Source organism: Shinella sp. GW835-FHT14H05 (assembly GCF_058793575.1).
On record NZ_JBXAFY010000016.1, the window covers coordinates 1 to 24,420 of the forward strand.

Genomic DNA, 24,420 nt, shown 5'->3' on the forward strand with positions numbered 1-24,420 from the left:
GCGGTGGGTGCCTCCCGTGCTGCGGTCGATGCGGGCTATGCGCCGAACGACTGGCAGGTTGGTCAGACGGGCAAGGTTGTTGCACCGCAGCTCTACATCGCCTGCGGCATCTCGGGGGCCATCCAGCATCTCGCCGGCATGAAGGATTCCAAGGTGATCGTTGCGATCAACAAGGACGAGGAGGCACCGATCTTCCAGGTCGCCGACTATGGCCTCGTCGCGGATATTTTCGAAGCCTTGCCGGAATTCGAAAAGGCCGTCGGCGCGCGTTGATACGCGCCACGCTCACCCCTCGTCGCGAAAACTCGCGGTGGCGGGGGGTGGGGGGCTGGTGTGGAAGCGGGCACCCTTCAGCCAGAGTTTCAGTGCTTCCCAGTGGATGCCGGCCATCACCTTCAGCGTCATGAAGGGGAAGCGCAGCAGGTATCGGGCGAGGTTCGGGCCGGTCAGCGCCATGGCGTCGCCGTTGAAGGTGGCGGCAAGCAGCGGCTCGCTGCCGGCGGTCTCGTGGATGCGCAGCCGCACGGTCTTTCCCGGCGGCAGGATGCGGAAATGGTAGCGCATGCCCATCTCGATGAACGGCGAGACGTGGAAGATCTTCGTGCGCGTCTGGCGGATGCCGGCCGGGCTCGCCTCGCCCGGCAGCACGGGCGCGACATAGCTGTGGCGCTCGCCAAAGGTGTTGCGCACCGCATAGATGATCGCAAGCAGCTCGCCCGCGGCGTCATAGGCGAAATAGGTTGAGATCGGGTTGAAGACGTAGCCGAACATGCGCGGATAGGCGAGCAGCAGGACACGCGCCGCCGGCACCTCCACCCCCGCCTGCGCCAGCAACCGGTCGGCGAAGCCGCGCAGCGTCTCGCCGTCCTGCTCGACATGGTCGCTCTCGCGAAACGACAGCAGCCCAGGCCGGTTGACGGCGAGCAGGCGGGACAGGCGGCCGAGTTCGCCGAGCCGGTCGACATCCACGAGCAGCGCGAAGACCGAATAGCTGAAACGATGGCCGAAGGGTTTCAGCCGCTGGTGCATCACCTTGCCGGGATAGAGCGTGCCGGCCGCCACGGGCGGCGGGCCGTTCTCCTCGACGCTGGTGATGCGTTCAGCCTTCATTGCGTCGATTTCCAGCGCACGTTGCGGCAGAGCACGCCGCCGAGAATGCAGCCGCGCGTGAGAAGCGCTCCATCGGAGACCTGAACGGTGATGGAATAGGTGCGGTCGCGTTTCTTGTCATAGGCCGATCCGGACAGCGTATCGGCGGATTTCGGCTTGAGCGACATGACCAGAACGTCGCCGGCCGCTTCGCCCTTGCTGGTATCGCCGATCCAGAGGTTGGTGGCGCAGATATCGTTGCCGCAGGGCGCGATGCGCACGCGCGCATTGCCGTCGTCGCGCAGCCACACGCCGCTCGGATCGGCAGATTGCTGCGCGCCAGCGGCGGCGGCGGTCAACAGGAATAGGGCAACGGTTGCGAAAATCGGCGTCTTCATCGCTTCGTTCTCCTCGCTTTCCTGCACATACGCAGGGTGCGGGCCATCGGTTCACTCGCAGAGTGATCCGGCGCGTGCAGTGCGGCGTAGACATCATGAACCCCACGGAAAGCGCCCCATGAAGACCCTGATTATCGCCTATTTCGCGGCCGGCTTCGTCTTCCTGATCGTCGATGCGATCTGGCTGGGCACGATGGCCAATGTGCTCTACCGCCCGCTGCTCGCCGACAAGCTGGAAACGCAGTTCAAGCTCGTGCCGGCGATCTGCTTTTATGTGATCTATATTGCCGGCATCGTTTTCTTCGCGGTGATCCCGGCGCTGGAAGGCGGTGGGCTGCCCAAGGCGGCGCTCAACGGCGCGGTGCTCGGCCTCGTCGCCTATGCCACCTACGACCTGACCAACCAGGCGACCCTCAAGGATTGGCCGCTCGCCGTGACGCTCGCCGACCTGCCGTGGGGCGCTTTCGTCACCGCGGTCGGCGCCTCAGCCGGATTTTTGGCCGCCAGCCGGTTCGACTGATCCTTCCGCCTCCGCCAGCCTGTTGGAGAAGACGAGGGCGACGAAGGCCGTGAGCATGCCGGCGCTCACCACGTTGAGCCGCGCGAGCGCCGCATATTGCTCCGCGCTGTAGGCGGCCATAGGCGGGCCATAGCTGTCGTTCAGCAGGAAGGCGACGAAGGCGAGACCCGCCAGCGCCAGGCCGTAGATGCGCTCCTTCGGGCGAAACAGCAGAAGTGCAATCATGGCGCAGGGCAGCAGGAAGATCTCGACGGCCGACGCGACACCGAACAGCCAGGCGCATTGCACCGTATTGCCGATGCCGGCGAGCGGCAGCAGCGCCCGGCCGGCGATCGTGTTCCTGCGCGCCACCGCCGGCACGGCGAGGAAGAACGGCGTCGAGAGGAAGGTGAACCAGCCGGGCGTGATATCCCCGCCGACCAGCCAATAAAGATAAAGCGGATAGAACGGCTGGTTGGAGGCGACGATGAGCGCGATGAGGTTTGCCGCCGCCACCCGCGGGTCCGGGTGGTGGGCATAGGCGCTGAGGGCGCGGAGCGGCTTCATGGGGCGGCGGGGCGCAGCAGGTAGTGGCTGACGCCCCATTCCTCGCCGTTCGCATGGCCGAAAAGCCCGGCCGTCGCCAGGAAGAACAGCCGCCAGCGGCGCATCCAGAGAATGGCGTCGGCGCCGTAGGTATCGGCAAAGATCGCCCGGATCGCAGCGCGGTTGGCGTCGAAATTCTTCAGCCAGTCGAGCGCGGTGCGCTCATAGTGCCGGCCGTTCCAGCGCCAGTCCTTTTCCACGGTGAAACTGTCGGAAAATTCCCGCACCAGCCCGTGGCTGGGCATGACACCGCCGGTGAAGAAATGCTGGGCGATCCAGTCCGCCTTGTCGGCATGGTCGAAACGGTAGGCGCTGGCGCGATGCGAGAAGACATGCAGGAACAGCCGCCCCTCCGGCCGCAGCCATCCGCGGGCGCGCGACAGCAGGGTCCGCCAGTTGGACATGTGCTCGAACATCTCCACCGAGACGATGCGGTCGAATGTCTCGCCCGGCTGGAAGGCGTTCATATCGGCCGTCACCACCGTGAGGTTGGTCAGGCGGCGGCGTGTGGCTTCCCCTTCGATGAAGTGGCGCTGCGAGGCGGAATTCGAGACGGAGACGATGCGCGAGGCCGGGTAACGCTCGGCCATGAACAGCGAGAGCGAGCCCCAGCCGCAGCCGAGCTCCAGCACGTCCTGCCCGTCTTCCAGCGCGGCATGGGCGCAGGTCTCCTCCAGCGCGGCGATCTCGGCCTCGGCAAGCGTCGTCTCGGCGGTCGGATAGAGGCAGGAGGAATATTTGCGGCGGGGGCCGAGCGCCAGCGCGAAAAAGTCCTGCGGCAGTTCGTAATGCTGCTCGTTGGCCGCATCTGTGTGCACGGCGATCGGGAAGGCCTCCATGGCCTTGGCGAAATCCCGGTCCGCCACGCCGCCGCCCGTCAGCACGCGGCTGGTGCGGCCGACGAGGCGATCGATGCCGAAGCGCAGCGCACTGTCGGGAAGCGGCAGGCGCTCGGCGGCGGCAATCGCGGTGACGGCGAGGTTCATGTCGGTCTCTCCTTGGTGTTGAAGCCGGGCCAGAAGGCGTTTACGCGCTTGGCATAGGCGGCGAAGGCGACCCCGCGCGAGCGCAGCATATGCGCTTCGAGCGGCGGGATGCCCGAGACATGGACCAGCAGCCAATACATGAAGGCGGGTCCGGCAAGGGCCGCCCAGCCCCAGGGCCATGTGCCGGCCGGGCCGATGGCGATGACGGCATAACCCGTCCAGCCGAGCCACTGGAAAAAGTAGTTGGGATGGCGGGAGAGGCCCCAGAGCCCGGCATCGCAGACCTTGCCCCGGTTGGCAGGGTCGCTGCGAAAGCGCGCGAGCTGCGCATCCGCCAGGCCTTCGCCGAGCACGGCCGCCACAAGGATGGCGATGCCGGCGATGTCGCTCCAGCGCAGGCCGGGCGCCGGATTGCGGGCGGCGAGGAAGATGGTCGCGGCGAGCAGCAGCGCTGCGGCGGCCTGGATTTGGAGGAAGAACCACAGGCGGCTTTTCCAGCCGTCGCCCCATTCCTTCTTCAGCCGCGCATAACGCGGGTCTTCGCCGCCATGCAGCGTGCGCAGCACGATGTGAAAGCCGAGCCGGCAGGACCACAACACGGCAATGAGCGCGACGACGAGGCGGCGCTGGACATCGCCTTCCCAGCCGGCGACCGGGGTGAGGGCCACGGCGATGCCGGCAGCACCCACGAGGAAGGACCAGGTCGCATCGACCCAGCCGGAACTGGCGCCGCGCACCACGGCAAGCCAGGCGCCCGTCATGGCGATCGAGAGGGCGACGGCGAGCAAGAGAAACAGGGCCGCCGGCGCCATGGCTCAGATCCCGAAGATCGGTTGCAGCATGCGGCCGATGAAGCCCTTAAAGCGCATCTGGCCTTCCATCGCCGCAAGGCAGATACAGTCGCCGTCGCGATCGACGACCGGCTGGTGCTCGACGTCCTCGTCCATTTCCGCCATGTCGCCCGGCCGGAACGTGCCAAATCTATCTGTGAACGCGCCGGCCACGACATAGGTGAATTCCGTGCCGGCATGGCCGTGATCGGGAAGGGCGCGCCCGGGCGCGATCTTCAACAGGATCAGGTTGGCGTCGGGATCGTGCGGCACGCCGACGCGGCTCATGCGCATGCCGGGGCCGATCCAGCGCCAGCGCCCGATGTCGCAGCCGCCCAGCGCATCCGGCAGGCGCACGCCCTCGATCTCGACGGGCTTGCGCGATTGCGGCCTCTGTGCCGGCTCCTCCTCCGCGTCGATCATCGCCAGCACGTCGTTGAAGGCGGTTTCCGAGAGCTGCGTCGGCTCGATCTCCTCAAGCAGCGCGCCGCCGACGGCTTCGTAGGTCGCGACACGGGCGCGGCAGGCGGGGCAGCCCGCAAGATGCGCTTCGACGACGATCGCAGGGCCTGCGGCCAGCGTGCCAGCGGCGTAGCGCATCAGGGTCTCGTCGGTGGCGTGGTGATGTTTCGAGCTCATGTTTCGTCTTCCAGCAGCGCGCGCAGGCGGTACATCGCCAGGCGTGTTCTAGATTTCACCGTGCCGAGCGGAATGCCCAGCTCGCCGGCAATTTCGGTCTGCGATTTCTCGCTGAAATAGGACAGGCGGATGATCGTCTGCTGCTCCGTGGACAAGGTGGTGAGCGCGCGGCGCACCCGCTCGTCGCGCTCGGCGCCGATCACCCCGTCCTCGATGGAAAACGGCGCGTCCTCGGCATCGACCGGCAGCGTCGCCGGGTTGCGCAGACGGCGCAGATGGTCGATGCGCAGGTTGCGGGCGATGGTGAAGATCCATGTCGCCACGCCCGCACGCTCCGGGTCGAAATAGGAGGCCTTGCGCCAGACGTTCAGCATCGTCTCCTGCACCAGGTCCTCCGCCACGCCCGACGATATCGCCGAGCGCAGGAAGAAGGTCTTCAGGCGCGGCCCGAAATGCCGGAACAGCGCGGCGAAGGCCTGCCGGTCGCGATCATCGGCCACCGCCGCAAGCAGGCTGGCGAGCACCTCCGGCGTCGGGGCGCGCGGATCGGCGGCATTCATGACGGCACGCCGCATGCCGGCGGGCGGAGCCGGCCTTTCCTGCGTGTCGATCTGGTTCGAAGCGTCATACATGCATCCTTCTACGCGGCGGGCCTCGGGCCGGATCATCTCAACGCAACGCGGCTTGAAGAGTGATCCGGCCCGGCACCGTTTTCGTAGAACCTACAGAAAGTCCACCACCAAATCGACAGCCCCCAAAAGGATCGCGATGCGACATGTTTCCCAATCCGACCGACCTCTCCGGATCGCCGTCGTCGGCACGGGCATCGGCGGCCTTTCGGCGGCCTGGCTGTTGTCGCAGCGCCACGAGGTCACGGTGTTCGAGGCGGAGGCGCGCATCGGCGGCCATTGCCATACGGTGGAGGCCGGGCAGGCGGCGGTGGACACCGGCTTCATCGTCTATAACGAACGGACCTATCCCAACCTGACGGCGCTGTTTTCCCATCTCGACGTGCCGACAAAAGCCTCCGACATGTCCTTCGCCGTCTCCATGGATGATGGCGTGCTGGAATATTCCGGCACCAACCTCGTCGGCCTCTTTGCGCAGGGCAGCAATCTGGCAAGCCCGCGCTTCTGGTCGATGCTGCGCGATGTCGTGCGCTTCTACCGCGAGGCGCCGGCGAGCGTGCGCGACCTCGATCCCTCGGCAAGCCTCGACGATTACCTCAACAGCGCCGGCTTCGGCACGGCCTTCCGCGAGGACCATCTCTATCCGATGGCCGCCGCGATCTGGTCGACGCCGGCCTTGGAAATCGGCAATTATCCGGCCGTCTCCTTCGTGCGCTTCTGCGAGAACCACGGCCTGCTGAAATTCTTCCGCCGGCCGATCTGGCGCACGGTGGAGGGCGGCAGCCGCGCCTATGTGGAAAAGCTCATCGCCCCCTTCCGCCATCGCATCCGCACCAGCGCGCCCGTCACCGCCATCCGCCGCGTCAACGGCGCGGTGGAAATCTCGACGCCGGGGGCGGAGCCGGAATGGTTCGACCATGTGGTGATCGCCGCCCATGCGGACCAGGCGCTGGCGCTCCTGAACGATCGCTCGGAGCGGGAAAACGACCTGCTCGGCGCCTTCTCCTACGGCCTCAACGAAACCGTGCTGCACAGCGACGAGACGCTGATGCCGCGCCGCCGCCGGGTCTGGTCGAGCTGGAACTATCTGGCGCAATCCGCGCGCGACGGCAGCAAGCGCCGCAAGCCCTGCGTCACCTACTGGATGAACCGCCTGCAGGGCGTGACGGCCGATCGCGCGCTTTTCGTGACGCTGAGCCCGCTGCATGCGCCGGCGGAGGAGACGGTGGTGTGGCGCGGCGTCTACCAGCACCCGCTGTTCAACGCCGCCACGCTCGCCGCGCAAAAGGAACTCTGGTCCTTGCAGGGCCAGTCCAACACCTGGTTCTGCGGCTCCTATTTCGGCTCCGGTTTCCACGAGGATGCCATCCAGGCCGGGCTTGCCGTGGGCGAAAGCCTCGGCGGCACGACCCGGCCCTGGACGGTGGCGGGCGAGTCCGACCGCATTTTCCGCACCTTGCAGCAGGTCTAGAAAAGGCCGTTGCTCCTGGTCCGCGGTGCGGGCATTCTCCGGGAAAACCCATCGGGAGCATGCCCATGATCGTCCAGGCCTGCATCAATGGCGCACGGCCAAGCGCCTTCCACCCGCGGCTGCCGCTCGATGTCGAGGCTATGGTGCGCGACAGCCTGCTCGCCATCGCGGCCGGTGCCGCCGAACTCCACATCCACCCCCGCACGGACGGCCGTGAGTCGCTCGCCGCCGTCGACGAGACCATGCTGGCGCTGCGCCGCGCCTGCCCCGGCACGCTCATCGGCGTATCGACCGGCGCGTGGATCGAGGGCAACGAGGCGGAGAAACGCCGGCGGATTTCGGACTGGCGCGAGCTGCCCGACTACGCCTCGGTGAACCTTTCCGAGCCGGATGCCCCCGCCGTCATGGCGCTTCTGCGCGAGCGCGGCGTCGGCATCGAGGCGGGGCTTGCCAGCGTCGCCGATGCCGAACGGTTGCTGTCCCTGCCGGATCACAATCGCGTGCTGCGCATCCTCATCGAGATCGACGAGCAGGACCTTGCGCGCGCCATGGCGGTCGCCGATGGCATCGCCACGACGCTCGCGGATGCCGGCCTGCGGCGCCCCATCCTGCTGCACGGCAGCGACGCCACCGTGTGGCCCTTCGTGGTGAAAGCCCGCGAGCGCCGCTGGTCGACGCGGGTGGGGCTGGAGGATGGAAAACACCTGCCGGACGGGACCGTTGCCGAGGACAATGCGGCTCTGGTCAGTGCTGCGGTCGCCATCTTCCGGGCGCCGCCGCCCGCCGCCTGAAAAAAATCCTTCGCCGTCGGGAACCCTGGGGCATGCCTTCGCATTCCGGTGCCGGAATTGGGGCATATTCATATGACGATGACGACACTACGCAACGACGTCCGTTGGCTTTCTCCCGTGTTCGTGCGGATCGGCTATGGCGCGGCGGAAGCCGTTCGCAGCCCGCATGACGCGATGAACTACCTGCATTTCCGCTGGCCGGCGCACCGGGGGCGGGCCTTCGACAATGCCCGCACGCTTTGCGCCGACGCGATGGAAAACGGTAAACCCTGCGAGACCGCCCGCGAAGCGTTCATCCGCGCCTGTGTCGAAGCGAGCATCCTCGACTAGGCCGATGGACAAGGACCCTCCCCACGATCTCGACCGTTTCAAGCTGGCGCAGGCGCCGGTGTTCGAAACGGTGCTGCGGGAGCTCCGGTCCGGTCGCAAGCGCAGCCATTGGATGTGGTTCGTCTTCCCGCAGATGCGCGGCCTCGGCCGCTCGCCGGCCGCCCAACATTTCGGCATTGCCTCGCTGGGCGAAGCGCAGGCCTATCTCGCCGACCCGGTGCTGTCCGAGCGGCTGCGGCTGGCGACGGAGGCTGTGCTTTCGGTCGAGGGCCGCTCGCTGCTGGACATCTTCGGTTCTCCCGACGACCAGAAGTTCCGCTCGTCGATGACGCTGTTCGCGGTCGCATCCAGCGAAGACCCGCTCTTCACCCAGGCCTTGCAGACCTGTTGCGACGGCGTGCGCGATGCGCAGACGCTGGCGCTGCTCAACGCGTGAGGCTCAGCGCCGCGCCATCAGCTTGGCCTGCAACACCACCACGACCAGCAGGAAGGCGCCGCGGATGACGGATTGCCAATAGGCCGACAGCGAAATCCAGCCGAGGCCGTTTTCGAAGTTCAGGATGTTGAACACCATGGCGAGCAGCAGCGCACCCGCAAGCGTGGCGCCGACCGAGCCGGAGCCGCCGGTGAGCAGCGTGCCGCCCACCACCACCGAGGCGATGGCGAACAGCTCCCAGCCCACGCCCTCGGTGGGCTGCCCGGCGCCGAACTGCGAGGCGAGGATGACGCCGGCAAGGCCGGCCAGCGTGCCGGAGGCGAGGTAGACCGCGGCCAGCGTGCGCTCGACCTTCAGGCCCATGAGCCCCGCCGTCGCCTCGCCGTCGCCGATCGCCAGGACATGCCGGCCGACCGGCAGTTTTTCCAGCACCAGCCAGCCGAGAATATAGGCGGCAAGCGCGATCCAGGCGGGTATGGGAAATCCCAGAAAGTCGTCTTGGCCGATCACGGTGAAGCCGGTGTCGTAGGAGACGGAGACCGACTGGTTGTCGGCAAGCAGCAGGCCAGTGCCGTACGCCGCCAGCATGGTCGCGAGCGTGGCGATGAAGGGCTGGATGCGCATCTTCGTGATGATGAAGCCGTTCAGCGCTCCGACGGCAAGGCCGGCCGCCATGCCGCCGAGAAGGCCGGCCGCCCAGTGATAGGGCGAAAACAGCGCCGCCACCACGCTCGCCATCGCCGCGGTGCCGCCCACCGAAAGATCGATGCCGCCGGTGATGATGACGAAGGCCATGCCGAGCGCGATCAGCGCGAACATGGAATTGTAGCGCAGGAAGGAGAGGATGTTGAAGGACGACAGGAAATTGTCGTAGCGCAGCGCGCCGAAGAGGATGAGGCCGGCGAGCGCCAGCATGACGCCGAGCCGGGCAAGGTCGCCGGAGGATTTGATCGCGAAGGGGCGGAGGATGGTCTGCATGGCGGTTGCCCTCAATGCCTGTCGGCGCGCTGCTGGATGAAGACGGCGAGCACGATCAGCCCCGCCTTGACGATGAGCGCCGCCGCATCCGGCACGCCATTGGCAAGCAGCGTGTAGCGCACCAGCTGGATGACGAAGGCGCCGAGCACCGTGCCGACGATATTGGCCCGCCCGCCGGTGAGCAACGTGCCGCCGACGGCGACGGCAGCGATGGCGTCGAGCTCCATGCCGAGGCCGACGAGGTTGGCGTCGCTCGCGGAATTGCGCGCCACCACGACGAGGCCGGCAATGCCGGCAAGCGCCCCGCTCACCATATAGACGAAGAGCTTGACGCGCTTGACGGGGATGCCGGTCAGCCGCGCGGCCTTCTCGTTGCCGCCGACCGCGATGATCTGGCGGCCGATGACGGTGTAGCGGATCATCGCGAAGGCGAGGGCGGCGATGAGGACCATCAGCACGACCTGCGCCGGCACGCCGGCAATGCGGCCCATGGCGATGAACTGGAAGCCCTCGTTCTTGAAGACCTGGAGGTTGCCGTTGGTCATGACCTGCGCGATGCCGCGGCCGGCGATGAAGAGCACGAGCGTTGCGATGATCGGCTGGATGGAAAAGCGCGTGACGAGCAGCCCGTTGAACAGGCCGAAGAGGCTGGCGACCACGACGGGGATGATGAGGGCGAGCGTGACGGCGACCGCCATGTTCTCGACCGGCCAGAACTGGCCCATGAAGATCATCGGCGCGAGTGCGCCGGCAATCGCCATCAGCGAGCCGACGGAAAGGTCGATGCCGCCGGTGGCGATGACCAGCGTCATGCCGGTCGCGACGATGACGATGGTCGCGACCTGGGTGAGGTTCACGTTCAGCGTCTGCCAGGACAAAAAGTTCGGCGTGATGGCGATGTTGACGGCGATCAGCGCCAGGAAGGCGACGAAGGTGCCGTAGCGGCTCGCCAGCGTGAAGAGCCGGCTGCCGGAAGAAAGGGCGCCGGTCGGCTGCGGGGCGGGGGTTTCGATCGTCGTCATATTAGTCCACCTGATGGGCCATGGCGGCCAACAGCGCCGCCTCGCTCAAGTCCCTGCGCGGCAGGGTCTTCACCGACGTGCCGTCGCTGAGCACGGTCACGCGGTCGGCGGCGGCCAGCAATTCTTCGAGTTCGGAGGAGATCATCAGCACGCTCAGCCCTTCGTCTGCGAGGCTGCGCAGGAGCTTCAGGATTTCCGATTTCGCGCCGATGTCGATGCCGCGCGTCGGCTCGTCGACGATCAGCACGCGCGGATCGGTCGCGAGCCACCGCGCGAGCAGCACCTTCTGCTGGTTGCCGCCGGAAAGCTCCTTGATCGGCTGGTCGGGCGAGGCGCATTTGACGCCGAGCGCGCGGATATAGCGGGTGACGATCTCGTCCTGCCGCGCACGGTCGACGATGCCGGCCTTCTTCAGGCGCGGCAGCAGCGCCAGCGTCATGTTCTCGCGGATGCTCATGTCCGGCACGATACCGTCGATCTTGCGATCCTCGGAGACGAGCCCGATGCCATCGGCAATCGCATCCGCCGGCTCGCGGTAGGTGCGCTCGCTGCCCGCCAGGCGCATCGTGCCGCGCTCCAAGTTGTCGGCGCCGAAAATCAGCCGCGCCGTCTCCGTGCGGCCGGAGCCGAGCAGGCCGGCAAGGCCGGAAATCTCGCCCTCCCGCACCGTCAGGCTGACATCGCGCACCCGCACGCCGGCCCCGGCATTCGCCACGTCGAGGCGAACCGGCCGCTCGGGTTTCTCCTCGCCCGGCGCCATCGCCTGGAAGGCGGCCAGTTCCTTGCCGAGCATGTGGCGCACCAGCGCCATCTTCGGCATGTCGGCCATGGGGCTTTTCGCCACCGTCTGGCCGTCGCGCATGATCGTCACGCGGTCGCAGATCTCGTAGAGTTCATCCAGCCGGTGGCCGATGAAGATGACCGCCACGCCGGAGCGTTTCAGCGTGCGGATCGTTTCGAAGAGGACGGCGACCTCGCGTTCGTCCAGCGACGACGTCGGCTCGTCCATGATGACGAGGCGGGCGTTCTGCGTCACGGCCCGGGCGATCGCCACCATCTGCCGGGTCGCCGCATCGAAATGCGCGACGGGCCGGTCGACGTCGATCGTCAGGTTGAAGGTTTTCAGCACGGCCTCGGCACCGCGGCGCATGGCGGCGTGGTCGATCAGACCGAAGCGTTTGGGCTCGCGCGACAGATAGATGTTTTCCGCCACGGAGCGCTGCGGCGCGAGGTTGATTTCCTGGTAGATCGTCGCGATACCGGCGGCCTGGGCTTCGGCCGGCATGGTGAAATCGACATCCCTGCCATCGAAGGCGATCGTGCCCTCGTCGCGGCGGTATACGCCGGTGAGAATCTTGATCAGCGTCGATTTGCCGGCGCCGTTCTGGCCGACGAGCGCCATCACCTCCGCCGGCTCCACCTCCAGCGACGCGGCTTTCAGCGCCGCCACGCCGGCAAACGCCTTGGAAATGCCCTGCATGGACAGAAGCATGGGGGTCCTCCTCTATCCGCCCTCCGGGACGGGCCACACAACCTACACCCGAACGGACCGCAGGTCAGGCCCGTTCAAAAAACGGCCGAGACGGTTTTGCCGCCCCGGCCGCAAAGTGCTTGGGAGATGGTATCAGTAGGCGTTGGCGAGTTCCGCGGCGGCGTTGGAGGCGTCGTAGAACTTGTCTTCGTTGACGAGGATCGGGTCGATCGCCTCGCCCTTGGCATAGCGCATCATGGTCTCGAAAGCCTTCGGCCCGAAGCGCGGGTTGCACTCGACGACGGCGGCGATCTTGCCGTCAACCACGGCCTGCACCGCTTCCTTGCCGCCGTCGATCGACAGAACCAGCACGTCCTTGCCCGGCACCTTGCCGGCGGCTTCGAGGGCGGCGATCGCGCCCATCGCCATTTCGTCGTTGTGGGCGTAGATGATATCGGCATCCGGATGCGCCTGAAGCAGGGATTCCGCCACCTGACGGCCCTTGTCGCGGGCGAAGTCGCCGGTCTGCGAGGCGACGATCTCGAAGCCGCCGGCCGCCTGGATGGCCTCGTCAAAGCCCTTCTTGCGGTCGTTGGCCGGCGAAGAGCCGGTCGTGCCTTCGAGTTCGATGATCTTCGTCTTGCCGTTGGCGTTCTTCACCAGCCATTCGGCGACGCGTTTGCCTTCCTCGACGAAATTCGAGCCGATGAAGGTCAGGTAATCCTCGCCGGCCTTGGCGAGCGAGGGGTCGACCGAGCGGTCGAGCAGGATCACCGGAATGCCGGCCTTCTTGGCGGCCATGACGGCGGGGATCAGCGGCTTTTCTTCGCGCGGCGCGAGGAAGATGACATCGACGCCCTGGGCGATCATCGAGTTGACGTCGGCCACCTGCTTGGCGGCCGAGCCCGCAGCATCCGTATAGACGAGCTGGAAGCCGAGCTTTTCGGCCTCCGCCTTCATGCTGTTGGTCTGCGCGATGCGCCAGGGATTGTTGGATTCGGTCTGCGCGAAGCCGACCTTGTAGGTGTCTTTCTGCGCCAGCTTCGGCACTTCGGCAATGGCGACGCCTGCCACGGCAAGCGCGCCGACGGCCGTTGCCGCAAGCATGAAGGTGCGACGGGAAATCATGGTCATCAGTGGGTCTCCTCCCGGGTAACTTGGCCGGTGCTCCTCTACCGGACGTGAGCATTTTGTGCTTCACATGTCTAAATCTTGCGCTAATAATATTAGCAGTCAAGAGCCAAAATTATGAGCACTTGCAAAAAATCCGTGTGCAGCGCAATGCACACCGAGGGGTGAGGAACGACGCATGGCCAGGGGCAACGGGCGCAATTCGGGCAAGGAGGGCGGTGGCCGACAGGATGGGGGCCGGCCGACCATGACGGACATAGCGCGCATTGCCGGCGTGTCCCAGTCGAGCGTTTCCCTGGTGCTGAACGAGATGTCCGGCTCGCGCATTTCGCCGGAAACGCAGCAGAAGGTGCGCGAGGCTGCTCATAAAATCGGTTATAAATTACCGGCGACGCGCAGCCCCGTGGCAACCGCCCCCGCCGTCGAGAAGGACACGATCGCCTTCATCGTCGACGAAATCTCGACGAGCCCGCACCCCGTCGTCAGCCTGGACGGCATCCGCGACCATGCCTTCGAGCAGGGGCTGCTGGTCTCGGCCCATGCCACGCGGTCGAACCCGGACCTGGAGCGCGCGGTGCTGCGCTCCGTGCTGCGCGACCCGTCGATTGCCGGCGTCATCTATGCGACGATCTTCACCCGCAAGGTCAGCGTGCCGCCGGAGCTGAAGACCATCCCGACCGTGCTGCTCAACTGCTATTGCGAGCCGCGCCAGCACGTCGCGATCGTTCCGGGCGAGGTGGCGGGCGGTTTTGCGGCGACGGCGCATCTCACCGCACTCGGCCACAAACGCATCGGCTTCATCAACGGCGAACCCTGGATGGACGCCGCGATGGACCGGCTGAAGGGCTACAAGCAGGCGCTCGCCACCGCCGACATCGCCTTCGACGAGAGCCTGGTGCGCGACGGCGACTGGCTGCCGCTGCGCGGCTACGAGGCCGGCCTCGACCTGCTCTCCATGGACAATCCGCCAACCGCGATCTTCTGCGGCAACGACCTGATGGCGATCGGCATGATGGAGGCGGCGCAGGAAAAGGGTCTGCGCGTGCCGCAGGATCTCTCCGTCATGGGCTATGACGACCAGGAACTGGCGCGCTACACCCACCCGCCGCTATCGACGCTGGTGCTGCCAAACTACGAGATGGGCCAGAAAGCGGCCGAACTGCTCATCGACATGGCGATCCACGGCAAGCACATGCGGCCGATGACCATCAAGGTCGACGGGCCGCTCGTCGTGCGCGAAACGACGGCGCAGCTCGCCGGCGCGAAAAAGCGCTGATCCTATTCGTGCAGGATATGCGCGGCCTTCACGGCGGCCGAGGCCCGGTTCTCGACGCCGAGCTTTACATAGATCTGTTCGAGATGCTTGGTCACCGTGCGGGCGCTGAGGCCGAGGATCTCGCCGATATCCCGGTTCGACTTGCCCTTGGCGATCCACAGCAGCACCTCGGATTCGCGCTGCGTCAGCGAAAAATGCTGGCGCAGGATTTCCTCGTCCGACAGGCGGTTTTCCGCGGTCAGGCGGAAGAGATATTCGTCCGCGCCGATCGCGCCGAGGAAGGAGAGCTGCAGGCTCGCCTGGCCCGCCTGCTGGATCGCGAAGGTGTTTTCCCGCGCGGTGCTGCGCGTCTTCATCCAGGTTCGGATATGCAGGGAGACGGCGTCGAGCCCGTCGTCGCTGCCGGTCGCGGCATTAACGAGGCGGGTCGCCTGCGGCGTCGACCAGCGGATCTTTCCTTCGCCGCTCACCGCCAGCAGGTGACGCCCCGCCGCATCCAGCGCCACGCGCGCGCTTTGCGCCGAGCGCGCATTGGTGAGGTGCACGCGGATGCGGGCGCGCAACTCGTCGATGTTGATCGGCTTGGTCAGGTAGTCGACGCCGCCGGCCTCCAGCGCGCGCACGACATGTTCGGTCTCGGTGAGCCCGGTCATGAAGACCACGGGCACGGGGCTTGCCGCCGGGTTAGCCTTCAGGCGAAGGCAGGTGTCGAACCCGTCCATGCCGGGCATCACCGCGTCGAGCAGGATGATATCGGGCGTGATGCGGTCGACGATGTTGAGCGCCGAAGCGCCGGACGTGGCGATCAGCACGGAAAAGCCGGATTGCTCCAGCGCCTCGGTCAGGAAGCCGAGCGCTTCGGGGGAATCGTCGACGATGAGGACGATATCGCGCGGGGTGGCCGTCTCAGTCACGGGCAGCGTCCTCTTGTCGGTCCATGGTCTTCAGGAAGGCGTCGTAGCCGGCCAGATCGAACACCTGCACATAGGCGCGCACCGCCTCGGTGAAGGGCTGGTGTTCGGCCACGCGGGCGATTTCGGCGAGCTTCGCCTCGATGCCCCTGACATAACCGATCTCGCCGAGCCGGATCAATTCCTGCACATGGCCTTGTTCGGGAACGACGATGCTGGCCTCGGCCGGCTCCACCGCCGTCGCCTCGCCGTGATAGGTCCAGGAAAGGCCCATATGCAAGGCGAGCTTGTCGGTGAGCTGGCGCAGGTCGAAGGGTTTGGCCAGCGTGTCATTGTGGCCCGTATGAGCGGAGGCCGAGCCGTCGCCGATATTGGCCGACAGCATGATGATCGGGCCGGGCTGGCCGAGCGCGCGCAGCCGCTCCACCAGCGCCCAGCCGTTCATGCCGGGCATGGAAATGTCGATGAGGAAGAGGTCCGGCTTCAGGCTTTCGAGAAGCGCCAGCGCGTCCGCGCCGCTTCGCGCCGTCAGCACGGTGAAATCGAGCGGCCGCAGCACCTCTTCCATCAGGTTGCGGTGGTCGGCATTGTCGTCGACGACGAGGATGGTGCGCCGCGGGCCATTGTACCCCTTGATGTGCAGCACCTTCGGCGCCGTCGGGCGGTCGACGGCGGACAGCATTAGGCGCACCTTGAATTCGGTGCCCTTGTCGCGCTCGCTCTTCACCGAGATTTCGCCGCCGAGCGTCTGCGTCAAAAGCCGCGTGATGGTGAGGCCGAGGCCGAGGCCCGGCATGCCGTGTTCGGTATCGCCGCGCTGGAAGGGCTCGAAGATGCGCGGCAGGTCCTTTTCGAGAATGCCGCGGCCGCTATCGGCCACCGTGAAGGTCGCGACCTGGTTGCGATAGGCGACGTCGAGGCGGATTTCGCCGCTATCGGTGAATTTCAGCGCGTTGGAGATGAGGTTGACAAGAATCTGGCGCAGCCGCTTTTCATCGGTGCGCACATAGGAGGGCAGGTTTTTCGGGCGGGCATGGGTGAAGGCGACGCCCTTGGCCTGCGCCTGCGGGCGGAACATCTCCAGAATCTGGTCGAGGAAATCGTCGATGTTGATCTCGTTGGAATAGACCTGCAGCTTGCCCGCCTCGATCTTGGAAATGTCGAGCAGCCCGTCGATGAGACCGGACAGATGATCCGCACTGCGCTTGATGACGCGGATCGCGCCCTGGCGCTGCGGCGGAATGCTCTCGTCGCGCTCCAGCACCTGGGCATAGCCCAGCACGGCGTTGAGCGGCGTGCGCAATTCATGGCTGAGGCCGACGACATAGCGGCTCTTGGCGCGGTTCGCCGCTTCCGCGGTTTCCTTGGCCTGCTGGAGCGCTGCATCCGTCTTCTTGTGCGCGGCGATTTCCTTCAGCAGCAACGTGGTCTGGCGCGAAGATTCTTCCTCGGCGACCACCCGGCTGTCATGCGCCAGCACGTAGAACCACGAGACGACGCCCGCCACCACGGCGAAGACGAAGAAGACGATGGCGATGGTGCGCTCCACCACCGTCGCCGTTTCCGGCGAACCGGTGCCGACCTGGTGGGCGATCATCGCGAGGATGATGCCCATGCCGGTGATCGAGAGTGCGGCCGCAATGCCGTAGCGGCCAAGCCGCGTGCCGAGCGCCGCCGTCACCGCCTCGGGCAGGATGGATTTCGCCACGCCCGCCACCTGCGCATTGAAGCGCGCCTTCGGCTTGCAGAGATCGTGGCAGCGGCTGTCGAGCGAACAGCACAGCGAGCAGATCGGCGCCGCATAGGCGGGGCACCAGGCCATGTCCTCCGGCTCGAACGGGTGTTCGCAAATCGAGCAGGTGATGGTGTGCTGCTGGGCCCAGCTTTTCCTCGGCTTGCGCGCAAGGTAATATTTGCCGCCCGTCGCCCAGGCGATGGCCGGCGAGGCGATGAAGGCGACGACGGCGGCGATATAGGGCGCGAGCGAGGCGGGGATTTCGCCGAAGGTGCCGAAATGCGCCATGAGGGCGATGATCGCCGACAGCGCCATGGCGCCAAGCCCGACCGGGTTGATATCGTAGAGATGGGCGCGCTTGAACTCGATACCGGGCGGCGAGAGGCCGAGCGGCTTGTTGACGAAGAGATCCGCCGAGATGGTGCAGAGCCAGGCCATGGCGACGATGGAGAAGACGCCGAGCGTTTCCTCCAAGAGCTTGTAGATGCCGAGCTCCATCAGGAGCAGCGCGATCGCCACGTTGAACACCAGCCAGACGACGCGGCCGGGATGGCTGTGCGTCAGGCGCGAGAAGAAATTCGACCAGGCGAGCGAGCCCGCATAGGCGTTCATCACGTTGATCTTGAGCTGCGAGACCACCACGAAGGCGACCATCAGCAGCAATGCCGCCGCATCCCACGGCAGCATGTAGCCGAAGGCGGTGTAATACATCTGCGAAGGATCGGCCGCCCGCGTGGAAGGCACGCCCGCCGAGAGCGCCAGCACGACGAGAAACGACCCGGCGATCAGCTTCGGCGCGCCCACGATCACCCAGCCGGACCCGGCGAGGAACACGGCGATGCGGTGATGCAGCTTCTTCTGCCCATCCGGCGGCAGGAAGCGCAGGAAGTCGACCTGCTCGCCGATCTGCGCCATCAGAGCGAAGATGACGGCCGAGGCCGCGCCGAACTCCACAAGATTGAACGGCGCATAGGTGCCGGGCGGGCCGGAGGCGTGGTGCAGGCCCGAATAGGCGAGCCACAGGCCGACCTTCTCCCAGTCCGCAAAGGCGATGAAGACGAAGGGCAGGATGTTGAGCACGATCCAGAACGGCTGGGTGACGAGCTGGAAGCGCGAGATGAGCTGCACGCCATGCGTCACCAGCGGGATCACCACCACGGAGGAGATGATGTAGCCGATCCAGAGCGGAATGCCGAGCGCCAGCTCCAGCGCGCCGGACATGATGGAGGCCTCGATGGCGAAGAGGATGAAGGTGAAGCTCGCATAGATCAGCGAGGTCAGCGTCGAGCCGATATAGCCGAAACTCGCGCCGCGCGTGAGAAGATCGATATCGACGCCGTGGCGGATGGCATAGCGGCTGATCGGCAGGCCGACGAGCAGGATCATCAGGCTCGCGACCACGATGGCGACGATGGCGTTGGTCGTGCCGTAGGACATGGTGATCGCGCCGCCGATCGCTTCCAGCGCCAGGAAGGAGATGGCGCCGATGGCGGTCTGCGAGATGCGGTCGGAGGAAAAGCGGCGCGCGCTCTTGGCGGTGAAACGCAGCGCATAGTCTTCCAGCGTCTGGTTGGCGACCCAACGGTTATACTCGCGGCGGATCGGTATGATGCGCTGGCGTGCGGCCATCTTTTCCTGCTGTTCCCATGGCCCGTTTGCCCGGCCGTTTTTTTGCGGGCGTTGAAGCACGACCTACCCCCACCCTCCACGTCATCCTCGGGCTTGACCCGAGGATCCAAGCCGAGGGTGCCGTGTGGATCCTCGGGTCAAGCCCGAGGATGACGGAGGAGAGGGCAGTGGCCTCAACACACAAGGCCCTTCGTAACACAGATACGGCGCCCCTGAAATTGGTGCAGCGCCGCAAAACTTCCCGCTTCCCCCCGGCAACTACGTAGAATGACGTATGTGCAGCGCAGCATCCCCGGCGGATAGTTTCTTAAGCAACGGTTAAACAGCTTCCGCCCCCGTTGCGGTCAAAAAGAACGAGAGGGGTTCCGACAATGTCCATCAAGGCGCGCGCCACCGGCGCATTGCTTGCTGCAATTCTTTCGACAACCGCCTTCCACGGCGCCTTCGCGGCCGACGACACGATCAAGGTCGGCATCCTGCATTCGCTTTCCGGCACCATGGCGATCTCCGAGACGACGCTCAAGGACGCCATGCTGATGCTCATCGAGGAGCAGAACAAGAAGGGCGGCCTCCTGGGCAAGAAGCTCGAAGCCGTCGTCGTCGACCCGGCCTCCGACTGGCCGCTCTTCGCCGAAAAGGCGCGCGAGCTCGTCTCGGTCAACAAGGTCTCGGCCGTCTTCGGCTGCTGGACCTCGGTGTCGCGCAAGTCGGTCCTGCCGGTCTTCGAAGAGCTGAATTCCATCCTCTTCTACCCCGTCCAGTACGAGGGTGAAGAAAGCCAGCGCAACGTCTTCTACACGGGTGCCGCACCGAACCAGCAGGCGATCCCGGCGGTCGATTACCTCGCCGAGAACGAAGGCGTCGAGCGCTGGGTTCTGGCCGGCACCGACTATGTCTATCCGCGCACGACCAACAAGATCCTCGAAGCCTACCTGATCTCCAAGGGCGTGAAGCCCGAGGACATCATGGTCAACTACACGCCCTTCGGCCACTCGGACTGGCAGACGATCGTCTCCGACATCAAGAAGTTCGGCTCGGCCGGCAAGAAGACGGCCGTCGTCTCCACCATCAACGGCGATGCCAACGTTCCCTTCTACAAGGAACTCGGCAACCAGGGCGTCAAGGCGGAAGACATTCCGGTCGTCGCCTTCTCGGTGGGTGAAGAAGAGCTCGCCGGCCTCGACACCGCGCCGCTCGTCGGCCATCTGGCCGCCTGGAACTACTTCCAGTCCGTCGACAACCCGGCGAATGCCGAGTTCATCAAGACGTGGAAGGCCTTCACCAAGAACGACAAGCGCGTCACCAACGACCCGATGGAAGCCCATTATATCGGCTTTGCCATGTGGCTGAAGGCGGTGGAAAAGGCCGGCACGACCGATACGGACGCCGTGCTCGACGCGATGATCGGCGTTTCCGTGCCGAACCTGTCGGGCGGCTTCTCCACCATGATGCCGAACCACCACATCACCAAGCCCGTGCTGATCGGCGAAATCCAGGCCGACGGCCAGTTCGAGACCGTGTGGCAGACCTCCGGCCTCGTCGTCGGCGATGAATGGTCGGACTTCCTGCCCGACTCCAAGGACCTGATCGCCGATTGGCGCAAGCCCATGGAATGCGGCAACTTCAACGTCGCCACCGGCAAGTGCGGCGGCAAGGGCTCCTGATCTGATGGCTTGAGGGGAGGGGCGTAAGACCCCTCCTTTCAAGAATGGGCCAGCGCCAGCACCCCCCCTCTGCCCTGCCGGGCATCTCCCCCTCAAGGGGGGAGATTGGATGGGGCCACGTTTCGCCCAACACGGGCAGTGCCGATTGAGCGCGGTGTCCACCTCTTGCCGATCTCCCCCCTTGAGGGGGAGATGCCCGGCAGGGCAGAGGGGGGGTGCTTAACCAACCGCCATCCCGCCATCCGGGATCGCCACATAACCCAACGCTTCGAGGCCATGAGATGCACACGCGGCTCATCCATCGTTTCCTGCAATGCCTGCTCATCGCCGTCTGCGTGATGGTGACGCTGCTCGCCACCGACCTGCGCGCGGCAGACGACCTGCGCAGCATGGTCAATGCGCTGGGCGGCGGCAATTTCCAGGAAAACCAGAAACAGGTCGAAGCGCTGGCGAAGACCGGCGATCCGAAGATCGTGCCCGCCCTTGAAGCACTCGCCGAGGGCGATCTCTACCAGCGCAAGGCCGACGGCACCGTCTTCATCGTCAAGCCGGCCGGCGCCAATTTCGCGCTCATCGACGCGCTGACGGGCGAGGCGGCCGGCGAGGAAGCCAAGGCCGCACTCGAAAAGGTCAAGGTCAACAACGGGCTGCGCCGGGTAATCCGCGCCGCGCTCGGCGGCCTGACGCTGATGAGCCCCGACACGTCCGTGCGCCTTCAGGCCGCCAGCACCATCCTGCGCACGCCATCCGCCGATGCGCTCGAAGGGCTGGACGCCGCCCTTGCCGCGGAAACCGACAGCGCGGTCAAGGCCGTGCTCGAAAAGGCCCGCGCCGCCGCCATCCTGGTATCCGACCGCCCGGTGGAGGAGAAGAAGGCCGCCGTCGCGACCGTCGTCCAGACCGGCGGGCGGGACTCGCTGTCGCTGCTCTCCGGCGCGCTCGCCTCGGCGGATGAAAGCCTGCGCCCGGATATCGAGGCCGGCATCCGAGAGATCGAGGACCAGCTTGAGCTCTGGGCCGGCGCGCAGAACATCTGGTACGGCCTGTCGCTCGGCTCCGTGCTGCTGCTCGCCGCGATCGGCCTTGCCATCACCTTCGGCGTGATGGGCATCATCAACATGGCGCATGGCGAGATGGTCATGCTCGGCGCCTACACCACCTTCGTGGTGCAGGCCTATATCCGCGCCGCCTGGCCGGGCCTGTTCGAATGGTCTCTGGCGATTGCGCTGCCGCTCGCCTTCCTCGTCACCGGCGCCGTCGGGCTTGTCATGGAGCGCGGCATCATCCGCTTCCTCTACGGCCGGCCGCTGGAAACCCTGCTCGCCACCTGGGGCGTCTCGCTGATCCTGCAACAGGCCGTGCGCTCCATCTTCGGCCCGACCAACCAGGAGGTTGCCAACCCCTCGTGGATGTCCGGCGCCTTCGAACTCGGCGGTCTCACGGTCACCTGGAACCGCATGTGGATCATCGTCTTCTCGCTCGCCGTCTTCGCCTTCCTGCTCTTCCTTCTCAAGAAGACGCCGATGGGCCTGCAGATGCGCGCCGTCACGCAGAACCGCCGCATGGCCTCCTCCATGGGCATCCGCACGCCCTGGGTGGATGCGCTGACCTTTGCGCTCGGCTCCGGCATCGCGGGCATTGCCGGCGTGGCGCTCAGCCAGATCGACAACGTCTCGCCGAACCTCGGCCAGGGCTACATCATCGACAGCTTCATGGTCGTGGTCTTCGGCGGTGTGGGCAATCTCTGGGGCACCCTGGTCGGCGCCTTCACGCTCGGCATCCTCAACAAGTTCCTGGAACCCTATGCCGGCGCGGTGCTGGGTAAAATCCTCGTGCTCGTGCTGATCATCCTCTTCATCCAGAAGCGGCCGCGCGGGCTCTTCGCACTCAAAGGCAGGGCGGTGGAAGCATGATCACCTCGTTTCTCGCGAAAGCCCTCGGGCGCAACATCGTCATCACGGTCGCGATCCTGCTGGCGCTCGCCGCCGTCATCCCCGCGCTCAACCTTATGACCGCGCCGGGCCACCCGCTGCATGTGCCGACCTATATCCTCTCGCTGTTCGGCAAGTACCTCACCTATGCGCTCTTGGCGCTGGCGCTCGATCTCGTCTGGGGCTTCTGCGGCATCCTCTCGCTCGGCCACGCCGCCTTCTTCGCGCTCGGCGGCTATGCCATGGGCATGTACCTGATGCGCCAGATCGGCGCGCGCGGCTCCTACGGCAATCCGCTGCTGCCGGATTTCATGGTCTTCCTCAACTGGAAGGAACTGCCCTGGTTCTGGTACGGTTTCGACATGTTCTGGTTCGCCGCGCTGATGGCGATCCTCGTGCCCGGCCTGCTCGCCTTCGTCTTCGGCTGGTTCGCCTTCCGCTCGCGCGTCAACGGCGTCTATCTGTCGATCATCACCCAGGCGATGACCTTCGCCCTGCTGCTCGCCTTCTTCCGCAACGACATGGGCTTCGGCGGCAACAACGGCCTCACCGATTTCAAGGACATCCTGGGCTTCAACATCCAGTCGAACGGCACGCGCTCGGCCCTCTTCGCGGCCTCCGCCATCGCGCTCGCCCTCTCGCTCATCATCACCTCGGGCATCGTGCGCTCCAAATACGGAAAGATCCTCGTCGGCGTGCGCGATGCGGAAAGCCGCACCCGCTTCCTCGGCTACCGCGTCGAGCACATGAAGCTCTTCGCCTTCGTGGTCTCCGCCATGATGGCGGGTGTCGCCGGCGCGCTCTACGTGCCGCAGGTCGGCATCATCAATCCCGGCGAATTCGATCCCGCTAATTCCATCGAGGTCGTCATCTGGACGGCGGTCGGCGGGCGCGGCACACTGATCGGCCCGATCGTCGGCGCCATCCTCGTCAATGGGGGAAAAAGCGTCTTCACCGCTGCCTTCCCGGAATTCTGGCTGTTTGCGCTCGGCGGGCTCTTCGTGCTCGTCACGCTGTTCCTGCCCAAGGGCATCGTCGGCACCGCGCGGCAGTTTTTCGAACGGCGCAGGGAATATCGCAAGGCGAAGGCCGTGGAGGAGGCCCGCGCCTTTGCGGCGGCAGAACCCCAGGCTGCGGAGTAACCGGCATGAACACGCTCGCAAGCAATGCAAAACCCACCAGCATCCTCTATCTCGACGGCGTCTCCGTCTCCTTCGATGGCTTCAAGGCGCTGAATTCGCTGTCCTTCGTCATCGAGCCCGGCGAGCTTCGCGCCATCATCGGCCCGAACGGCGCCGGCAAGACGACGATGATGGACATCATCACCGGCAAGACGCGGCCGGATTCCGGCGAGGTCTTCTTCAAGGGCACGATCGACCTCACCCAGAAGGACGAGGCCGAAATCGCCCAGCTCGGCATCGGCCGAAAATTCCAGAAGCCGACGGTCTTCGAGAGCCACACCGTCTGGGACAACCTGGAACTGGCGCTGAACCGCAACCGCGGCGTCTTCTCCACGCTGTTCTATCGCCTGACCGCCGAGGACAAGGCGCGCATCGAGGAAATCCTCTCGACCGTGCGCCTGATGAACCGCAAGGACGATTTTGCGGCAAACCTCAGCCACGGCCAGAAACAATGGCTGGAGATCGGCATGCTGCTCGCGCAGGAGCCCGAGCTGCTCTTGGTGGACGAACCCGTCGCCGGCATGACGGACGCCGAGACGGCGGAAACGGCGATCCTGCTGAAGGAAATCGCCAAGACGCGCTCCGTGGTCGTCGTCGAGCACGACATGGGTTTCATCCGCGACCTCGGCGTGAAGGTGACGTGCCTTGCGGAAGGGTCCGTCTTGGCGGAAGGCTCGATCGACTTCGTCAGCGCCGACCAGAAGGTCATCGAGAACTATCTGGGGAGGTGAGGGTGTATTCGGTGTTTTTGTCCTTGGAACTGGTTGCTTCGCTACCCCCCTCTGCC

24 protein-coding genes are annotated in these 24,420 nt (G+C 65.7%); 11 read left to right on the forward strand and 13 right to left on the reverse strand.

What is annotated here, in order from left to right; all coding sequences use genetic code 11:
• Window positions 1-273 (forward strand): electron transfer flavoprotein subunit alpha/FixB family protein (locus AC1Q6Z_RS29440; protein ID WP_492650076.1); only part of this gene is annotated, 273 nt, incomplete at its 5' end.
• Window positions 274-285: 12 nt separating this feature from the next.
• On the opposite strand, the gene AC1Q6Z_RS29445 is transcribed toward AC1Q6Z_RS29440, so the two are convergent.
• On the reverse strand, window positions 286-1,110 hold the full coding sequence (locus tag AC1Q6Z_RS29445) for a DUF1365 domain-containing protein (RefSeq protein WP_492650077.1): 825 nt from the start codon (window positions 1,108-1,110) through the stop codon (window positions 286-288).
• Window positions 1,107-1,487, reverse strand: coding sequence for a DUF2147 domain-containing protein (locus tag AC1Q6Z_RS29450; RefSeq protein ID WP_492650078.1), 381 nt, complete (start codon window positions 1,485-1,487; stop codon window positions 1,107-1,109). Before AC1Q6Z_RS29450 ends, AC1Q6Z_RS29445 begins: the two co-directional genes overlap by 4 nt.
• A gap of 118 nt (window positions 1,488-1,605) precedes the next feature.
• Between AC1Q6Z_RS29450 and AC1Q6Z_RS29455 the strand changes: the two genes are divergently transcribed.
• Window positions 1,606-2,007, forward strand: coding sequence for a DUF2177 family protein (locus AC1Q6Z_RS29455; protein WP_492650079.1), 402 nt, complete (start codon window positions 1,606-1,608; stop codon window positions 2,005-2,007).
• Here the strand turns inward: AC1Q6Z_RS29455 and AC1Q6Z_RS29460 are convergent.
• Genes AC1Q6Z_RS29460 through AC1Q6Z_RS29480 form a run of 5 tightly spaced genes read right to left on the reverse strand, consistent with a single transcriptional unit; the run spans window position 1,972 to window position 5,679 of the window.
• Window positions 1,972-2,553, reverse strand: a complete 582-nt coding sequence (locus AC1Q6Z_RS29460) for a hypothetical protein (protein ID WP_492650080.1) — start codon at window positions 2,551-2,553, stop codon at window positions 1,972-1,974. The two genes, AC1Q6Z_RS29455 and AC1Q6Z_RS29460, sit on opposite strands and share 36 nt — an antisense overlap.
• Window positions 2,550-3,578 carry an SAM-dependent methyltransferase gene (locus AC1Q6Z_RS29465; RefSeq protein WP_492650081.1) on the reverse strand — a complete coding sequence of 343 codons (1,029 nt, stop codon included), beginning with the start codon at window positions 3,576-3,578 and terminating at the stop codon, window positions 2,550-2,552. The genes AC1Q6Z_RS29460 and AC1Q6Z_RS29465 overlap by 4 nt, the downstream gene beginning before the upstream one ends.
• Window positions 3,575-4,390: a DUF1295 domain-containing protein gene (locus tag AC1Q6Z_RS29470; RefSeq protein WP_492650082.1), complete on the reverse strand. Its 816-nt coding sequence runs from the start codon at window positions 4,388-4,390 to the stop codon at window positions 3,575-3,577. The genes AC1Q6Z_RS29465 and AC1Q6Z_RS29470 overlap by 4 nt, the downstream gene beginning before the upstream one ends.
• A gap of 3 nt (window positions 4,391-4,393) precedes the next feature.
• Window positions 4,394-5,047 (reverse strand): ChrR family anti-sigma-E factor, encoded by a 654-nt coding sequence (locus AC1Q6Z_RS29475; protein ID WP_439629168.1) that lies wholly within the window; start codon window positions 5,045-5,047, stop codon window positions 4,394-4,396.
• A complete protein-coding gene (locus AC1Q6Z_RS29480) occupies window positions 5,044-5,679 on the reverse strand; it encodes a sigma-70 family RNA polymerase sigma factor (RefSeq protein WP_492650083.1) in 636 nt (211 codons plus the stop codon). The genes AC1Q6Z_RS29475 and AC1Q6Z_RS29480 overlap by 4 nt, the downstream gene beginning before the upstream one ends.
• 136 nt (window positions 5,680-5,815) lie before the next feature.
• Between AC1Q6Z_RS29480 and AC1Q6Z_RS29485 the strand changes: the two genes are divergently transcribed.
• From AC1Q6Z_RS29485 to AC1Q6Z_RS29500, 4 genes are all read left to right on the forward strand, one after another.
• Window positions 5,816-7,147 (forward strand): NAD(P)/FAD-dependent oxidoreductase, encoded by a 1,332-nt coding sequence (locus AC1Q6Z_RS29485; protein ID WP_492650084.1) that lies wholly within the window; start codon window positions 5,816-5,818, stop codon window positions 7,145-7,147.
• A 65-nt stretch (window positions 7,148-7,212) separates the two neighbouring features.
• Window positions 7,213-7,938 (forward strand): 3-keto-5-aminohexanoate cleavage protein, encoded by a 726-nt coding sequence (locus AC1Q6Z_RS29490; RefSeq protein ID WP_492650085.1) that lies wholly within the window; start codon window positions 7,213-7,215, stop codon window positions 7,936-7,938.
• 72 nt (window positions 7,939-8,010) lie between these two features.
• The gene (locus AC1Q6Z_RS29495) at window positions 8,011-8,268 is read left to right on the forward strand and encodes a DUF982 domain-containing protein (RefSeq protein ID WP_256120385.1); all 258 of its coding nucleotides are present in this window, start codon (window positions 8,011-8,013) and stop codon (window positions 8,266-8,268) included.
• 4 nt (window positions 8,269-8,272) lie between these two features.
• Window positions 8,273-8,704 carry a DUF1810 domain-containing protein gene (locus AC1Q6Z_RS29500; RefSeq protein WP_492650086.1) on the forward strand — a complete coding sequence of 144 codons (432 nt, stop codon included), beginning with the start codon at window positions 8,273-8,275 and terminating at the stop codon, window positions 8,702-8,704.
• Between the two features lie 3 nt (window positions 8,705-8,707).
• Here AC1Q6Z_RS29500 and AC1Q6Z_RS29505 read toward each other — a convergent pair whose 3' ends face one another.
• The 4 genes from AC1Q6Z_RS29505 to AC1Q6Z_RS29520 form a co-directional block, all read right to left on the reverse strand.
• Window positions 8,708-9,682 (reverse strand): ABC transporter permease, encoded by a 975-nt coding sequence (locus AC1Q6Z_RS29505; RefSeq protein ID WP_439617173.1) that lies wholly within the window; start codon window positions 9,680-9,682, stop codon window positions 8,708-8,710.
• A gap of 11 nt (window positions 9,683-9,693) precedes the next feature.
• Window positions 9,694-10,704, reverse strand: coding sequence for an ABC transporter permease (locus AC1Q6Z_RS29510; protein WP_439617174.1), 1,011 nt, complete (start codon window positions 10,702-10,704; stop codon window positions 9,694-9,696).
• A 1-nt stretch (window position 10,705) separates the two neighbouring features.
• On the reverse strand, window positions 10,706-12,196 hold the full coding sequence (locus tag AC1Q6Z_RS29515; RefSeq protein ID WP_492650087.1) for a sugar ABC transporter ATP-binding protein: 1,491 nt from the start codon (window positions 12,194-12,196) through the stop codon (window positions 10,706-10,708).
• Window positions 12,197-12,328: 132 nt separating this feature from the next.
• On the reverse strand, window positions 12,329-13,309 hold the full coding sequence (locus tag AC1Q6Z_RS29520) for an ABC transporter substrate-binding protein (protein ID WP_435268104.1): 981 nt from the start codon (window positions 13,307-13,309) through the stop codon (window positions 12,329-12,331).
• A 175-nt stretch (window positions 13,310-13,484) separates the two neighbouring features.
• Between AC1Q6Z_RS29520 and AC1Q6Z_RS29525 the strand changes: the two genes are divergently transcribed.
• Window positions 13,485-14,582 carry a LacI family DNA-binding transcriptional regulator gene (locus AC1Q6Z_RS29525; RefSeq protein ID WP_256120391.1) on the forward strand — a complete coding sequence of 366 codons (1,098 nt, stop codon included), beginning with the start codon at window positions 13,485-13,487 and terminating at the stop codon, window positions 14,580-14,582.
• 2 nt (window positions 14,583-14,584) lie between these two features.
• Here AC1Q6Z_RS29525 and AC1Q6Z_RS29530 read toward each other — a convergent pair whose 3' ends face one another.
• Complete coding sequence (locus AC1Q6Z_RS29530; protein WP_492650088.1) at window positions 14,585-15,496, reverse strand: response regulator; 912 nt, start codon at window positions 15,494-15,496, stop codon at window positions 14,585-14,587.
• Entirely contained in the window at window positions 15,489-18,857 is a 3,369-nt protein-coding gene (locus AC1Q6Z_RS29535; protein WP_492650089.1) for a hybrid sensor histidine kinase/response regulator, read from the reverse strand. The genes AC1Q6Z_RS29530 and AC1Q6Z_RS29535 overlap by 8 nt, the downstream gene beginning before the upstream one ends.
• A 371-nt stretch (window positions 18,858-19,228) precedes the next feature.
• Here AC1Q6Z_RS29535 and urtA point away from each other — a divergent pair, with 371 nt between their 5' ends.
• The 4 genes from urtA to urtD all read left to right on the forward strand — a co-directional run bounded on the left by urtA (window position 19,229) and on the right by urtD (window position 24,364).
• Window positions 19,229-20,521 (forward strand): urea ABC transporter substrate-binding protein, encoded by a 1,293-nt coding sequence (gene urtA / locus AC1Q6Z_RS29540; RefSeq protein ID WP_023512565.1) that lies wholly within the window; start codon window positions 19,229-19,231, stop codon window positions 20,519-20,521.
• A gap of 281 nt (window positions 20,522-20,802) precedes the next feature.
• Window positions 20,803-22,434, forward strand: a complete 1,632-nt coding sequence (gene urtB, locus AC1Q6Z_RS29545; RefSeq protein WP_492650090.1) for an urea ABC transporter permease subunit UrtB — start codon at window positions 20,803-20,805, stop codon at window positions 22,432-22,434.
• Window positions 22,431-23,594 (forward strand): urea ABC transporter permease subunit UrtC, encoded by a 1,164-nt coding sequence (urtC, locus tag AC1Q6Z_RS29550; RefSeq protein WP_492650091.1) that lies wholly within the window; start codon window positions 22,431-22,433, stop codon window positions 23,592-23,594. Before urtB ends, urtC begins: the two co-directional genes overlap by 4 nt.
• A 5-nt stretch (window positions 23,595-23,599) precedes the next feature.
• A complete protein-coding gene (gene urtD / locus AC1Q6Z_RS29555; RefSeq protein WP_435268109.1) occupies window positions 23,600-24,364 on the forward strand; it encodes an urea ABC transporter ATP-binding protein UrtD in 765 nt (254 codons plus the stop codon).
• The last annotated feature ends 56 nt before the right edge of the window (window positions 24,365-24,420 follow it).

Excerpts from the sequence above, each read along its gene's own strand:
- urtD (WP_435268109.1), top strand. The coding sequence starts at position 23,600 with ATGAACACGCTCGCAAGCAATGCAAAACCCACCAGCATCCTCTATCTC.
- AC1Q6Z_RS29525 (WP_256120391.1), top strand. The coding sequence starts at position 13,485 with ATGGCCAGGGGCAACGGGCGCAATTCGGGCAAGGAGGGCGGTGGCCGA.
- AC1Q6Z_RS29495 (WP_256120385.1), top strand. The coding sequence starts at position 8,011 with ATGACGATGACGACACTACGCAACGACGTCCGTTGGCTTTCTCCCGTG.
- AC1Q6Z_RS29535 (WP_492650089.1), bottom strand. The coding sequence starts at position 18,857 with ATGGCCGCACGCCAGCGCATCATACCGATCCGCCGCGAGTATAACCGT.
- urtA (WP_023512565.1), top strand. The coding sequence starts at position 19,229 with ATGTCCATCAAGGCGCGCGCCACCGGCGCATTGCTTGCTGCAATTCTT.
- urtC (WP_492650091.1), top strand. The coding sequence starts at position 22,431 with ATGATCACCTCGTTTCTCGCGAAAGCCCTCGGGCGCAACATCGTCATC.
- AC1Q6Z_RS29470 (WP_492650082.1), bottom strand. The coding sequence starts at position 4,390 with ATGGCGCCGGCGGCCCTGTTTCTCTTGCTCGCCGTCGCCCTCTCGATC.
- AC1Q6Z_RS29500 (WP_492650086.1), top strand. The coding sequence starts at position 8,273 with ATGGACAAGGACCCTCCCCACGATCTCGACCGTTTCAAGCTGGCGCAG.
- AC1Q6Z_RS29480 (WP_492650083.1), bottom strand. The coding sequence starts at position 5,679 with ATGTATGACGCTTCGAACCAGATCGACACGCAGGAAAGGCCGGCTCCG.
- AC1Q6Z_RS29485 (WP_492650084.1), top strand. The coding sequence starts at position 5,816 with ATGCGACATGTTTCCCAATCCGACCGACCTCTCCGGATCGCCGTCGTC.
- AC1Q6Z_RS29505 (WP_439617173.1), bottom strand. The coding sequence starts at position 9,682 with ATGCAGACCATCCTCCGCCCCTTCGCGATCAAATCCTCCGGCGACCTT.
- AC1Q6Z_RS29475 (WP_439629168.1), bottom strand. The coding sequence starts at position 5,047 with ATGAGCTCGAAACATCACCACGCCACCGACGAGACCCTGATGCGCTAC.
- AC1Q6Z_RS29465 (WP_492650081.1), bottom strand. The coding sequence starts at position 3,578 with ATGAACCTCGCCGTCACCGCGATTGCCGCCGCCGAGCGCCTGCCGCTT.
- urtB (WP_492650090.1), top strand. The coding sequence starts at position 20,803 with ATGCACACGCGGCTCATCCATCGTTTCCTGCAATGCCTGCTCATCGCC.
- AC1Q6Z_RS29445 (WP_492650077.1), bottom strand. The coding sequence starts at position 1,110 with ATGAAGGCTGAACGCATCACCAGCGTCGAGGAGAACGGCCCGCCGCCC.
- AC1Q6Z_RS29455 (WP_492650079.1), top strand. The coding sequence starts at position 1,606 with ATGAAGACCCTGATTATCGCCTATTTCGCGGCCGGCTTCGTCTTCCTG.
- AC1Q6Z_RS29515 (WP_492650087.1), bottom strand. The coding sequence starts at position 12,196 with ATGCTTCTGTCCATGCAGGGCATTTCCAAGGCGTTTGCCGGCGTGGCG.
- AC1Q6Z_RS29510 (WP_439617174.1), bottom strand. The coding sequence starts at position 10,704 with ATGACGACGATCGAAACCCCCGCCCCGCAGCCGACCGGCGCCCTTTCT.
- AC1Q6Z_RS29490 (WP_492650085.1), top strand. The coding sequence starts at position 7,213 with ATGATCGTCCAGGCCTGCATCAATGGCGCACGGCCAAGCGCCTTCCAC.
- AC1Q6Z_RS29520 (WP_435268104.1), bottom strand. The coding sequence starts at position 13,309 with ATGACCATGATTTCCCGTCGCACCTTCATGCTTGCGGCAACGGCCGTC.
- AC1Q6Z_RS29450 (WP_492650078.1), bottom strand. The coding sequence starts at position 1,487 with ATGAAGACGCCGATTTTCGCAACCGTTGCCCTATTCCTGTTGACCGCC.
- AC1Q6Z_RS29460 (WP_492650080.1), bottom strand. The coding sequence starts at position 2,553 with ATGAAGCCGCTCCGCGCCCTCAGCGCCTATGCCCACCACCCGGACCCG.